At 71.0% G+C, this 13,236-nt stretch carries 8 protein-coding genes; 5 read left to right on the top strand and 3 right to left on the bottom strand.

Annotated elements, in window-relative coordinates; all coding sequences use genetic code 11:
* Positions 1-1,520: AsmA family protein (locus tag FV217_RS20185; RefSeq protein ID WP_147819258.1), on the bottom strand; the 1,520-nt coding region annotated here is incomplete at its 3' end.
* Between the two features lie 294 nt (positions 1,521-1,814).
* Here FV217_RS20185 and FV217_RS20180 point away from each other — a divergent pair.
* From FV217_RS20180 to FV217_RS20170, 3 genes are all read left to right on the top strand, one after another.
* Positions 1,815-2,552, top strand: coding sequence for a CoA transferase subunit A (locus FV217_RS20180; RefSeq protein ID WP_147819256.1), 738 nt, complete (start codon positions 1,815-1,817; stop codon positions 2,550-2,552).
* Positions 2,553-2,693: 141 nt separating this feature from the next.
* Positions 2,694-3,353 carry a 3-oxoacid CoA-transferase subunit B gene (locus FV217_RS20175; RefSeq protein WP_147819254.1) on the top strand — a complete coding sequence of 220 codons (660 nt, stop codon included), beginning with the start codon at positions 2,694-2,696 and terminating at the stop codon, positions 3,351-3,353.
* A 146-nt stretch (positions 3,354-3,499) separates the two neighbouring features.
* Positions 3,500-3,901 (top strand): hypothetical protein, encoded by a 402-nt coding sequence (locus tag FV217_RS20170; protein ID WP_147819262.1) that lies wholly within the window; start codon positions 3,500-3,502, stop codon positions 3,899-3,901.
* A 258-nt stretch (positions 3,902-4,159) separates the two neighbouring features.
* Here FV217_RS20170 and FV217_RS20165 read toward each other — a convergent pair whose 3' ends face one another.
* Both FV217_RS20165 and FV217_RS20160 read right to left on the bottom strand, forming a co-directional pair.
* Positions 4,160-5,086: an oxidoreductase gene (locus FV217_RS20165; protein ID WP_147819252.1), complete on the bottom strand. Its 927-nt coding sequence runs from the start codon at positions 5,084-5,086 to the stop codon at positions 4,160-4,162.
* Between the two features lie 38 nt (positions 5,087-5,124).
* Positions 5,125-6,621: a serine protease gene (locus tag FV217_RS20160; protein ID WP_147819250.1), complete on the bottom strand. Its 1,497-nt coding sequence runs from the start codon at positions 6,619-6,621 to the stop codon at positions 5,125-5,127.
* Between the two features lie 208 nt (positions 6,622-6,829).
* On the opposite strand from FV217_RS20160, the gene FV217_RS20155 reads away from it, so the two are divergent.
* Together FV217_RS20155 and FV217_RS20150 are read left to right on the top strand one after the other, a co-directional pair.
* On the top strand, positions 6,830-12,139 hold the full coding sequence (locus FV217_RS20155; protein ID WP_147819260.1) for an alpha-2-macroglobulin: 5,310 nt from the start codon (positions 6,830-6,832) through the stop codon (positions 12,137-12,139).
* A gap of 159 nt (positions 12,140-12,298) precedes the next feature.
* Positions 12,299-13,236: transglycosylase domain-containing protein (locus FV217_RS20150; protein WP_246683035.1), on the top strand; the 938-nt coding region annotated here is incomplete at its 3' end.

The following is a 13,236-nucleotide window of genomic DNA, read 5'->3' as shown; positions in this document are numbered from 1 at the left end:
AGCGCGCCCTGCGCCACCGCGCCGCCGCGATGGATCACGTCGGCGAGGTCGAGCCCGGCGATGGCGCCGCCATCGACTGCGAGGACGGCGCGGCCGGCGAAGGTCTGGACGAGGCCGGCGGCATCGCGTCCGCGGCCCTCGATGCTGAAGCTCCCCTGCGTGGTGCCGAGCATCCAGCTCGATTCGCCGAGATCCACCAGCAGGGTGCCGAGGTCGAGCCCGTCGAAGACGCCCTGCGCCTTCACCTCGGTCTCGTCGGCGGCCGATCCGGCGGGGGACCTGAGTGCGGCGCGGCCTTTCAGCGTGCCGCCGCGCAGGCTCGCCCGCCCGAGGGTGACGTCGATGCCGCCGGCGCGCACGATCACGCTGGAGGCGAGGTCTTCAAGGACGATGGGCCCGAGCCGAGCGCTGCCGCCCGAGAGGCGCAGGTCGAGATCGCCCCCGGTCAGCGGCCCGAGCGCCAGCGGATGCCGGCCCCAGCCGTCGTCGCCGTCGAGGCCGGCGACGCGCAGCAGCCCCGCCAGAACCGGGGCGAGGTTGATTTCCTGGGCATCGAGCGTCGCGCGGATCGAGGGCCGGCGCCCTGTCATCTCGGCCGAGCCTGCCCCTTCGAGGACGGTGCTGCCGGCGCTGACGCGCATGGAGGGCAGGCGCAAGCCGTCGCGCGAGGCCTCGAAGCTGCCTTCGACGGAGAAGGACTCCATCAGGGGCGACAGGCCGATATCGTCGCCGGTCCAGGCGAGGGTCTCGGGCAGCGAGCGGGTTTTGAGGCTGCCCTGTCCAGCGAGCGTCAGGCCGTTGGCCAGGCTGCCCACGCCGTCCGCATCCAGCGAGCCGGCCGGCCAGGTCAGGGCCGCGGTGAACGGCGTCTCGCGGCCGGCCAGAAGATCGGCGGGGCAGAGGGAGGTCAGCGTGAAGCGCGCCGAGGCCCCGTTCCAGGTCAGGCCGCCAGCGATGGCCGCCTTGTCGCTCCACAGGGGCCAGGACAGGGCGAGGTCGACGTCGCGCGCCGTCTCGGGCCGGCCGTCGCGGGGGTCGCGGCCGGTCACCGTGGCATGGCTGAGCGTGAGCCTGCGCGGGTGCGAGACGTCGCCGCCGGACAGCGTCTCGGAGATCCGTTTCAGGGGGCCGGCCCAGCGGGTGTCGTCGTCGCTCGCGGGCAGCGCCACATGTGCGCCGTCGAGGCTGAGCGAGACCACCTCGGCACGGCCGAGCAACAGAGAGGCGAGGCTGAGCTGCACCGTGAGGCTGCCACCTTCGGAGAGCACCGGGCCGTCCGCCGTGCCGGCGCTCAGCCGGATGTCGGAGAAGCCGATCCGGGGCAGGGGCAGCAGCGAGATCTCGGTCCTGCCCCGTGGCGTCAGCACGATGCCGTAGCTCTCGGCGAGGCCCCGGCCGACGAAGGCGGCGGCGCTCGGAACGTCCACGGACCAGGGCACGCACCCGCAGACGAGCCCGGAGATCATGGCAAAGAGCGCCACGGCCGGGCCGAAGGTCGTCAGGGTACGGCGCGGCGTCATGGCACTCCGTGAGGGCGCGCGATTGCGAAACCGGACGTGTCGAGACCGGCGGGACGCCCTTCAGGCCGGCTTCGAGACGGCCCTACGGACGCTACACCTAGCCGGTCCAGGGCGGCTTGTCTCTCCGCCGAATGCCCGGGGAACAGGTCTCCCGCAGACCGCGGCGGCTTGGGACGGCGCCTCGTTGACTGAAATTGCGTCGCAGGTTTGACGACGACCCGCGCTGCGGTGCACATCAGGCCCGCACGCACCTCATCGGACAGGCGGGCGGGCGGCTTTTCGAGGACGGGCTTGATGAAGAAGGTGCATCCGGATCCGAAGGCGGCCCTGGACGGGCTCCTGCACGACGGCATGACGATCATGGCCGGCGGCTTCGGCCTCTGCGGCATCCCGGACGAGCTGATCGCCGCGATCCAGGCCTCGGGCGTCAAGGACCTCACCGTCATCTCGAACAATGCCGGCGTCGACGGCGTCGGCCTCGGCAAGCTGCTCGAGACGCGCCAGATCCGGAAGATGATCTCGTCGTATGTCGGCGAGAACAAGGAGTTCGCACGCCAGTATCTCGGTGGCGAACTCGAGATCGAATTCAACCCGCAGGGCACCTTGGCCGAGCGCATCCGCGCGGGAGGCGCCGGCATTCCGGCCTTCTATACCAAGACCGGCTACGGCACGCAGGTCGCCGAGGGCAAGGAGACCAAGGAGTTCGACGGCCACCATTACGTGATGGAACGCGGGCTCTTCGCCGACCTCGCCATCGTCCACGCCTACCAGGGCGATACCGAGGGCAACCTGATCTACCGGAAGACGGCGCGGAACTTCAATCCGATGATGGCGACCGCCGCGAAGGTGACGGTGGCGCAGGTCGAGCACCTCGTGCAGCCGGGCGAGCTCGACGCGGATTTCATCCACACGCCGGGCATCTTCATCAAGCGCATCATCCACGTGCCGGTGCGCGAGAAGCAGATCGAGCAGCGCACCACCCGCAAGCGCAAGGATGCGGCGCCTGCCGCGGCCGGCGGCGGCGCGGTCTGAGATTCTTTCCTCCCCCCTTGTGGGGAGGAGTTGGAGGTGGGGGTGGCGCCGGATCGAGCGTGACGGTGCCTTCTGAACCACCCCGACCCCGACCCCTCCCCACAAGGGGGAGGGAAATTCGTCCCGAGGAGATTCACGACGATGGCCTGGACCCGTGACCAGATGGCGGAGCGCGCCGCCAAGGAGCTGCAGGACGGCTTCTACGTGAATCTCGGCATCGGCATTCCGACGCTGGTGTCGAACTACATCCCCGACGGCATGACGGTGCAGCTCCAGTCGGAGAACGGGATGCTCGGCATGGGTCCATTCCCCTACGAGGGCGAGGAAGACCCCGACCTGATCAACGCCGGCAAGCAGACCATCACGGCACTGCCGACCACGAGCTACTTCTCCTCGTCGGATTCCTTCGGGATGATCCGCGGTGGCCACATCAACCTGTCGATCCTCGGCGCGATGCAGGTCGCGCAGAACGGCGACCTCGCCAACTGGATGATCCCCGGCAAGATGGTGAAGGGCATGGGCGGCGCCATGGACCTCGTCGCCGGCGTCAAGAAGGTCGTGGTGGTGATGGAGCACGTCGCCAAGAACAAGGACGGCTCGGAATCGGCCAAGCTTCTGAAATCTTGCGATCTGCCGCTCACCGGCACCCAGGTCGTCGACATGGTGATCACCGATCTCGGCGTCTTCACCATCGACAAGCACGGCGAGGGCGGCATGACGCTGGTCGAACTCGCCGACGGCGTCACCGAGGGCGAGATCAAGGCGAAGACCGAAGGCGCCTTCGCTGTGGCGTTGCGCTAAATCCCGGGCCGGAACGAACCGGGACACCTGCGTCCCGGCATGGCTAAGCGGGCATTAAGCCGACTCGGACCATTGTCGCGAACACCGGAAGGGCGCCCTCTGAGCGCGCCCACCACCGGTCCGTGTTCGAGACGAGGGTGTTGCGTATGCGTAGTGCGGCGGCGACGGACAACGTCATTCCCTTTCGCCGGCCGGCCGGCCTGATGGCGGCACGCTCGGCCGAGAGCGTGGCGCTCGGTGCCCGCGGCCGGGAACGTGCCCACCAGCGCAGCCTGATGGACGCGGTCTACGCCACGGGAACCATGGTGCTCGCCGCGGACGACCGCGACACCAAGCTCATCGCCTCCCGCCTGCAGGTCTACGGCTTCCTGACCATCGAGGAGGTCGCCGAGGACGGCACCCTGCGCCGTCTGCGCCCCTCCGAGGCGATCCGCGCCCGGGCCGAGCGCCCGTGGCGGCTGTCGAAGGCCTCCTACGGCGCGAGCCTCGCCGTCTCGATCCCCTCGGTCGATGATTTTCTGTTCGAGACGTCGAGCATGCCGGCCTGACGCCGTCGATTGCGACGGCCGTGCTCCCGACGTCGGTGTCGCCGAGAGCGGGTCGTCTGCGCCTGCACAAGCGACCCGGCTCGCTCGCCATCGCTACAGAGCCGGGCATTGCGGCTTTCCCCGAGAGAGACGCGTCCGCCGGGCATCGCCTGCCCTGTGCGTGGTTCGGAATACACGGACCTGCTGCCGGAGAAGACGCGCCACCCAGCCCGTAGCCCCGATGTCTCCGGACAGCCCTGCACGCATCTCGACATCGCCTCAGGACAACCAGGGCGCGCCCGTCAGCCTCTCCGATCCGGCCCACAAGCGCCGCGCATCGGTCTCGTCGCGAGCATGCGAAAAAATCTCGGACACGCTCGGCCAGCCGCGTGCCTCGCCGATCCCGTCCGGCCCGTAATAGGTCCCGCCGGCCGCCTCCGTAGACGTGGCAGCGTAGAGGAGCGGCAGGGCGCCTCGCGCCGCCGATTGGCCGAGCAGGCCGAACACCAGCTGTCCCGTCAGCCGCTGCACCGGGCCGGCCCCGCCGCCACGGCGGATGATGGCGGTACGGGTGATGCCGGGATGGACAGGGATCGCGCGGATCGCCGACGCGGACGCCCGCAGCCGCCGGTCGAGCTCGAGCCCGAACATCAGCATGGCGAGTTTCGATTGCCGGTAGGCGGAGCGCGCATCGTAGGCCCGGAATTGCAGGTCGTCGAAGCGGAGCGTGCCGCGTTGGTGGGCGATGCTCGCCACCGGGACGATCCGCGAGGCCGGCCCGGGCCGGACATTCGGGAGCAGCATCCCGGTCAGGGCGAAATGTCCGAGATAGTTCGTGGCGAGCTGCCGCTCGAACCCGTCCTCGGTTTCCTGCCTCTGCGGGACCCAGGCGATGCCGGCATTCAACAGCAGGACGTCGATCGGTCGCCCGTCCGCCCGCCACGCCCCGGCGAAGGCCCGTACGGAGGACAGACGTGCGGTATCGAGGGGCCGGAATTCCAGCGCGGCACCCGGATGCTCTCGCCGGATCGCGACCATCGCCCGCTCGGCCCGATCCGCATCCCGCGCGGCCAGCACGACCCGCGCCCCGGCCCCGGCGAGCGCCAGGGCCGCCGCGTAGCCGATGCCGCTCGTCGCGCCGGTCACGATCGCAAGCCGGCCATCCTGCGCCGGCATGTCGGCCGTAGTCCATCGGGGTTTGGGCATGTGTCTCGTGTTGTGGCTCTCTCGGCGATCCGCTGCGCCTACCGTCCGCACGTGATCGCGACGACCGACCCCAGCACCGGAGCCGCCGCCGCGCCGAGGCTCGCAGCCTGCGGGTTCGCCGGAGCGGGCTTTGCGGGCGCGACGCCCGCCTGCGCCAGGAAGGCGGCGATCATGCCGGCGGGGACGAGCGCGTAGCTCGTCGGCGGCATCACCCCGGCGATGAGGCGCGGGGCCGTAGGGAAGCGCGCGATGAGGCCGACGAGGTGGCCGGAGCGGTCGAGCACCGGGGCTCCCCCGGCTCCGGGTTGGAGCGGGGCGAAGACGCTGCCTGTGCCGGCAATGCCGGGAGCGACCGCCGCGCCCTTCGCCTCGGCCCCAAGTACCACCAGGGCGTCGCCGGAGGCCGGAGGTTCGGCGCGGAGCGCGGGCAGCTGTGCATTCTGCGCGCGCTGCCCGGTTTCCAGCAGCGCGAGGGCGCCGGTGGAATCGCGGAGCGCCATTCGTGCCGGAGCGCCGCCGATCTGCGGGTTCGGGCAAGCTTCCAGGGCCGCCGCCGCAGTCAGCACCCGGCCGCCGCTGACGGCGAGGCCCGTCGCGGCGGGACGCGCGGTGGAGCCGGAGAGCGGCGGAGGCGAGAGCGGCGTAGCCGGGATGGCCGCGGGCTTCGCGCTGCCGGCCGAAAGGGTCATGGCGGTCATCGCGCCGGGCTTCGGCTCGGACGGCGCGGCAGCCTCCGGGAACGGCCGAAAGCTGTTGGCCACGGCGATGACGAGGCGGTCGACCTCCACGGTCAACGCCTTGTCGTAGCTCATGGTGAAGCCGCGGATGCCGTCCGCCCCCGCCGCATGGCGGATGTAGAAGCGGCCTGTCGGCGTTTCGCCGGTCACCACGAGAAAGTCGGGCTTCTTGACCTTGTAGGTCACCTTGCGCTCGGGCGTGACGGCGGTCGCGCGCTCGAACAGGGCGTCGAGATCGCTGCCGCCTGGCGGGGAGGACGTCGTGTCGAGGGTCACCCGGCCGTCGCTGCTCTGCCAGCGGGTGCCGCGCGGCAGCGGGCTCTTCCTCGCGAGCAGCTTCTCCGGCACGCCGATGACCGCGCCGCTCGCCGGATCGGCCTGGACCGTGAAGCGGAGTGACTTTCGGACCGCCTCGCCGGCCGCGTCGAGGGCCGGGCGGTCCCTGGATGCCAGGATGCCGCTGGGCTCGACGCCCTGCCGCCGCTGCCAGCCGACGATGCCCTCGTAGGTGCGGCGGCCGAAGGTGCCGGCGGTCACGGCATTGTAGTCGCCGGTCCAGACGAGCGAATCCTGGATCGCTTTGCGCTGGGCCTCCGGAAGCGCCTCGAACGCGGCGCGGGCCGCCTCGTAGGCCGGGTCGGCCGCTGGCTGGGCCGGGACGGCCGGCTTGGGTTTGGCCGTCGGCGACACGGGCGTGCGTGCTGGCGCCGGTGACGGTGCGGGGACCTGCGCATGGGCGGCCGAGAGCATAACGAGGCCGCAGACGGAGGCCGCCAGGACAGCGCGCTGGATCGTCATCCTCGAATCTCCCCACATCGCGACACCGGCCAGTACGCCGACGCGGTGACCGGAGACAGATTTCGCCGCAAAGAGGCAAGAGAAATCACGATCTGTCGAGTACTCCTCGCCGAAAGGATACTCGGCTAACGGACGTTGCGGCCGGCAACGGCCGTGCTAGCGTGCCGCCCCGCCGGTCCGGCGGCTCTGACGGGGTGCAGACGTGGCCATATCGCGAAACAGCCTGTTGGGGCGCCGTCTCGGCACATGCGCCGTCCTCGCGCTCCTGGCTGTCCCGGCCTCGGCCCAGGCACCGCGCCCGCCGGCTCCCATCGCGCGAACGGCGACCGCTCCCGTCCCGAAAAGCTACGTGAAGGAGGCGCTTGCGAGCCAGGGCGTCCGCCTCGAAAGCGCGCTCAGGAGCGAGGCTCCGGCCAACGGCAAGACCGCCGCGCAATGGCGCAAGGAAGCGGAGGCGGCGGCCGCCGACGATTCCGAGAACGCGGACGCCGATGCGGAACTGAAGGCCTACGCGGCCGCCGTCTCCGCCGACCCGTCGGACCCGCGCAACTGGCTCGGCTACGCCCGCACCGCCAACGCCGCGGGCGTCGACGAGGAGAAGGGCGACTACGCCTCGCGCTCCAAGCTGAAGGAGCGTGCCCCGGCCGCAGCCTACCAGGCCTATCTCCGCGCGAAGAACCCGGCCGACGAAGCCAAGGCCCTGTCGGATCTCGGGGATTTCTATGCCGCCCAGACCGAGTGGCGCCCGTCCCTCGACGCCTATCGCGCCAGCCTCGGCATCCGCGACGTGGCCGAGACGCGGGCCGCCTACGAAAAACTGCGGGAGGAACACGGGTTTCGCATCACCGACTACAAGGTCGATTCGGACGCCGCAGCGCCGCGCGCCTGCTTCACCTTCTCGGAGCAGCTCGCCCGCAAGACCGACTTCACGCCGTTCGTCGCCGTCTCGGGCGCGGCCAACGCCGCGGTGACTGCGGAGGGCCAGCAGGTCTGCATCGACGGGCTCAGGCACGGCGAGCGCTACGCCTTCGTCGTGCGGCAGGGACTGCCGTCCTCCGTCGGCGAAACCCTTCTGAAATCAGCCGATTACGAGATCTATGTGCGGGATCGCTCGCCGCAGGTGCGCTTCACCGGGCGCAACTACGTGCTGCCGCGGACGGGACAATCCGGCGTGCCGCTCGTCTCCGTCAATGCGGCCAAGGTCGACGTCGAGGTGCTGCGCATCGGCGACCGCGGGCTGCTGCCGGCGCTCCGCTCGGAAGAGTTTCTCGGCCAGCTCAGCGGCTCGACGGCCAAGACGATCGCCGACGAGAAGGGCGTGCGGGTCTGGAAGGGCACGCTCGACACGGCCAAGGCCGAGGTCAACCGCGAGGCGATCACGGCGTTTCCGGTGCTGGAGGCGGTCGGCAAGCTGGAGCCCGGCCTCTACATCATGCTCGCCAAGGCGAGCGGCACCACCTCGGCCTCCGACGACGAGGGCGGCTACGAGCAACAGGCGACGCAGTGGTTCGTGGTGTCGGACCTTGGCCTCACCGCCTTCAAGGGCCGGGACGGCGTGCACGTGCTGGCTCGCTCGCTTGCATCCGCCAACGCGATCGCCAGCGCCGACATCCGGCTGATCGCCAAGAACAACGATGTCCTGGCCACGGCGAAGACCGACGCCAAGGGCCTCGCGAGCATCCCGGCCGGCCTCGCCCGTGGCGAGGGCGGGCTGGCACCGGGGATTGTCGTGGCGCAGCTCGGCGACGATTACGGCTTCCTCGACCTCAACCAGGCCGCCTTCGACCTGTCGGACCGCGGCGTGAAGGGCCGCGCCGTCACGACCGGGGCCGAGGCCTTCGTGTTTTCCGAGCGCGGGGTCTACCGCTCCGGCGAGACCGTGCAGCTCACCGCCCTTCTGCGCGATCCGCAGGGCGTGGCCATCGCCGGCTTGCCGCTGACGCTCGTGGTGAAGCGGCCCGACGGCGTCGAGTACCGCCGGGTCTCGGTCGCCGACGAGGGGCTCGGCGGACGTTCGCTCTCGCTGCCGCTGATGGCGGGCGCCATGCGCGGGACGTGGCGTGTCACCGCCTTCACCGACCCGAAGGCCCCTGCCGTCGGCGAGGCGAGCTGGCTCGTCGAGGATTACGTGCCCGAGCGGCTGGAGGTGAGCCTCACCCCCGAGACGCCGGCCTTGAAGAAGGGCGAGGCGGCCAGGATCGACGTGGCCGCGCGCTACCTCTACGGCGCTCCCGGCTCGGGGCTGGAGGTATCGGGCTCGGTCGCGGTGCAGGCGGCGACCGGCAGCGGGATCAAAGGCCTCGACGGCTACGCCATCGGCCTCGACGACGAGGCGGTGGAGGCGACGACGGCCGAGATCGGCGACAAGGCAACGACCGATGCGCAGGGCCGCACGGTGGTGACGGTGCCGGTGCAGGAGGTCGCGAGCCCGCGGCCGCTGGAGGCGAAGATCACGCTCAACGTCGGCGAGCCGGGCGGCCGTGCGCTGAGCCGCAGCGTCACCCTGCCGATCCTGCCGGGCGCGCCCGTGCTCGGCATCCGAAAGGGTTTTTCCGGAGACCTCGCCGAGGGCGCGCCCGCGAGCTTCGACGTGGTGATGGCCGCGCCCGACGGTCGCCGCCTCGCGCAAGCAGGCGTGAGCTGGAACCTCGTCAAGGTCGAAAAGAACTACCAGTGGTACCGCGAGGACGGCCGCTGGCAGTTCGAACCGGTGAAGTCGACCCGCAAGGTCGCCGACGGCCGCATCGACCTCACCGCCGACGCACCGGCCCGCATCACCGCTCCGGTTAGCTTTGGGAACTATCGGCTAGAGGCGTCTCTCGCCGGGCAGCCCCTGGCGGCGGCGAGCGTGTCCTTCACCGTCGGCTGGGGCGGCGGTGAGAGCGCCGACGTGCCCGACCTCCTCGACCTCACCCTCGACAAGCCGGCCTATGCGGCCGGCGAGCGCCTGCGCGCCCGTCTTCAGACCAAGTTCGCCGGCACCGCGACGCTCGCCATCGTTGGAGACCGGCTGCACGAGGTCATCGACGTCAAGGTCGCCGAGGGCGGCTCGACCGTCGAGATCCCCGTCAAACCCGAATGGGGCGCGGGTGCCTATCTCGTCGCCACCGCCTACCGGCCCCTCGACCAGGCCGCCAAGCGCATGCCGGGCCGGGCGCTCGGCCTCGCCTGGTTCTCCATCGACAAGGACAAGCGCGGTCTCGCCGTCTCGATCGGCGCGCCGGACAAGACCCGCCCGCGCGAGACCCTGACCGTCCCGGTCAAGGTCGCCGGGCTGCAGGCCGGCGAGGAGGCGCGGGTCACGCTCGCCGCGGTCGATGTCGGCATCCTCAACCTCACCCGTTACGAGGCGCCGAACCCGATTCAGTACTTCTTCGGCCAGAAGGCGCTCGGGCCGGAGCTGCGCGACCTCTACGGCTACCTGATCGACGGCATGCAGGGCACGCTCGGCGCGATCCGCTCCGGCGGCGACGGGGGCGGTGGCGAACTCGCCGACACCCCGCCGACCCAGGCGCCGCTGGCGCTCTATTCGGGCGTCGTCACGGTGGGACCGGACGGGACCGCGCAGATTCCGCTGTCGCTGCCGGCCTTCAACGGTACGGCCCGGCTCATGGTTACCGCCTGGACCAAGTCCCGCGTGGGGCAGGCCTCGGCCGACATGATCGTCCGCGATCCGGTGGTGCTCACCGGCACGCTGCCGCGCTTCCTCAATGTCGGCGACCGCTCGCGCTTCTTCGTGGCCATCGACAACGTCGAGGGCGCTGCTGGCGACTACACCGTCGATCTCGACCTCAGCGGCCCCGTGGTGGTCGGCGGCGAGGCGGTGCATTCGACGATGACGCTCGCGGCCGGCGCCAAGGGCCAGTTGGTCATCCCGATCACCGCCGCCGGCCCCGGCACGGCGAAGCTCGACGTGAACCTATCGGGCCCCGGCATCACCGGCGTCGCCGGCCAGAGTTTTTCGTTGGCGATCGGCCCCGGCACCGGAGCGCTGGTGCGGCGGACGGTGCGGCCGCTGGAGCCCGGCGCGAGCCTCGACGTCACGAAGGAGCTGCTGGCCGACATCCTGCCCGGCACCGGCTCGGTCTCGGTCTCGGCCAACCGGCTGGCCGGCATCGAGGTGCCGGCCCTGCTGCAGGCGCTCGACCGCTACCCCTATGGCTGCTCCGAGCAGACCGTGAGCCGCGCCCTGCCGCTGCTCTACGTCAACGCGCTCGCCGCCGCCGAAAAGCTCGGGCTCGACGGCCGGCTCGACGAGCGGGTGCGCGAGGCGATCGACCGCGTGCTATCGCGCCAGGATTCGAGCGGCGCCTTCGGCCTGTGGTCGACGGAGAACGCCACCGACACCTGGCTCGACGCCTACGTCACCGACTTCCTGACGCGCGCCCGCGAGCACGGGTTCGCCGTGCCGCAGGTAGCCTTCACAAACGCCCTCGACCGGCTGCGCAACACTGTTGCCAACGCCACCAAGGTCGAGAATGGCGGGATGGACCTCGCCTATGCGGCCTACGTGCTCGCCCGTAACGGACGCCCGGTGATGGGCGACCTGCGCTACCTCGCCGACACCAAGCTCGCCGACTTCTCGACGCCGCTGGGCAAGGGGCAGCTCGCCGCCGCCCTCGCCCTCCTCGGGGATCGCGGCCGGGCGCAGAAGACCTTCGATTCGGCGGTGAAATCCCTGCAGACCGAGCGCGACAGGGGCGTCTACCGCGCCGATTACGGCTCGCGCCTGCGCGATGGCGCCGGGCTGATCGCGCTCGCCGCCGAGACCGGCATGACCGGCGGCATGATCCAGCCGGTCGCGACGATCCTCGGCGAGGAGCGCGCCAGCGGTCGCTCTACCAGTACCCAGGAGAACGCCTGGATGGTGCTGGCCGCCGAGAGCCTGTCGAAGGAATCGGATGCCCTCGCCCTCAGCGTCGACGGCGCGGTGGCCAAGGGGCCGCTCGCCCGGCTCTTCAAGGCGCCCGCCCTCGACGCGAAACCGGTGCGGATCTCCAACGAAGGCCGCGAACCGGTGCAGCTCGTCGTCGGCGTCTCGGGCAACCCGATCGCGCCGGAGCCGGCGGAATCGCGCGGCTACACGGTGGAGCGCGGCTATTACCGGCTCGACGGCAGCGCGGTGGATGCCACGAAGCCGCTGCGCCAGAACGACCGCCTCGTGGTGGTGCTCAAGGTGACGGAGGCCAAGGCGAGTTCCGGCCGCCTGCTCCTCGTCGACCGGCTGCCGGCGGGCCTCGAGATCGACAACCCGAAGCTCCTCGACGCGGACGCGCTCACCGGCCTCGCCTTCGCCAAGAGCGACGTGCAGCCGAACCACACCGAGTTCCGCGACGACCGCTTCGTGGCCGCCTACGAGCGCGGCCCCGACCAGTCGGCCTTCTTCTCGGCGGCCTACACGGTCCGCGTGGTCTCGCCCGGCACCTACGTGCATTTGGGCGCGACCATCGAGGACATGTACCGCCCCGAGCGGTTCGGACGCACGGCGTTCGGATCGGTCGAGGTGGTGGCGAAGTAGGTGAGCGAGCTGCCGCAAAACCCTCTCCCCTCTGCGGGAGAGGGTGCCCGCGGAGCGGGCGGGAGAGGGGAGCGACGTTTCCGGAGATGGCGCTCCCCTCTCCCGACCCTCGCTGACGCGAGGGCCACCCTCCCCCGCAGAGGGGGGAGGGTTTTCGCGGTGGCTACCGCGCTGTTTTGCCTCGCGATCGTCCTTCCCGCCCTAGCCCTCTGGCGTTTCACAGAAAATCTCCCACTCCTCGACCTCACCCAGGCCGCCCGCCGCTCCACAGTCATCCTCGACCGCGACGGCCAGCTGCTACGCCCCTTCGCCACCGCCGATGGCCGCTGGCGCTTGCCGGCGACGGCGGGGGATGTCGATCCGCGCTACCTCGCCATGCTCAAGGCCTACGAGGATCACCGCTTCGAGGAGCATCCCGGCATCGACCCGGCCGCGACGCTCCGCGCCGCATGGCAATGGCTGGCCCACCGAAGGATCGTCTCGGGCGGCTCGACGCTGTCGATGCAGGTCGCCCGCCTCGTCGAGCCGCGCTCCGAGCGCTCGCTCGTGCAAAAACTCCGGCAGATGGTGCGCGCGATCGATCTGGAACGCCGCCTCGGCAAGACCGGCGTGCTCGATCTCTACCTGCAGCTCGCCCCCTATGGCGGCCCGGTGGAAGGCGTGCGGGCGGCGAGCCTCGCTTATCTCGGCCGCGAGCCGGCCAGATTGTCCTTCGCCGAGAGCGCGCTGCTGGTCGCGTTGCCGCAGGCGCCGGAGGCGCGACGGCCGGACCGGTTTCCGGCGCAGGCTCGCCGCGCCCGCGACCGGGTGCTCGACATCGCGGCCGAGCGCGGCGTGATCGGCCGCGCGGAGGCCGAGACCGCCAAGGCCGAACCGGTGCCGTCATCGCGAAAACCCTTTCCGATGCTGGCGGCGCATGCGGCCGAGCAGGCGGTGGCCGCCGATCCGGAGGCGCGGGTGCAGCGCCTCACCCTCGACAAGCGCCTGCAGGCGAGCCTCGAGACCCTGGCCGCCGAGCGCGCCACTGCCATCGGCCCGGCGCTGTCGGCCGCGATCCTCGTCGTCGACAACCGCACCGGCGCGGTGCTCGCCCATGT

Source organism: Methylobacterium sp. WL9 (genome assembly GCF_008040035.1).
Lineage (GTDB): Bacteria > Pseudomonadota > Alphaproteobacteria > Rhizobiales > Beijerinckiaceae > Methylobacterium > Methylobacterium thuringiense.
The sequence above is the reverse complement of the archived record's forward strand: the minus strand, read 5'-3'. Positions and strand labels throughout refer to the sequence as shown.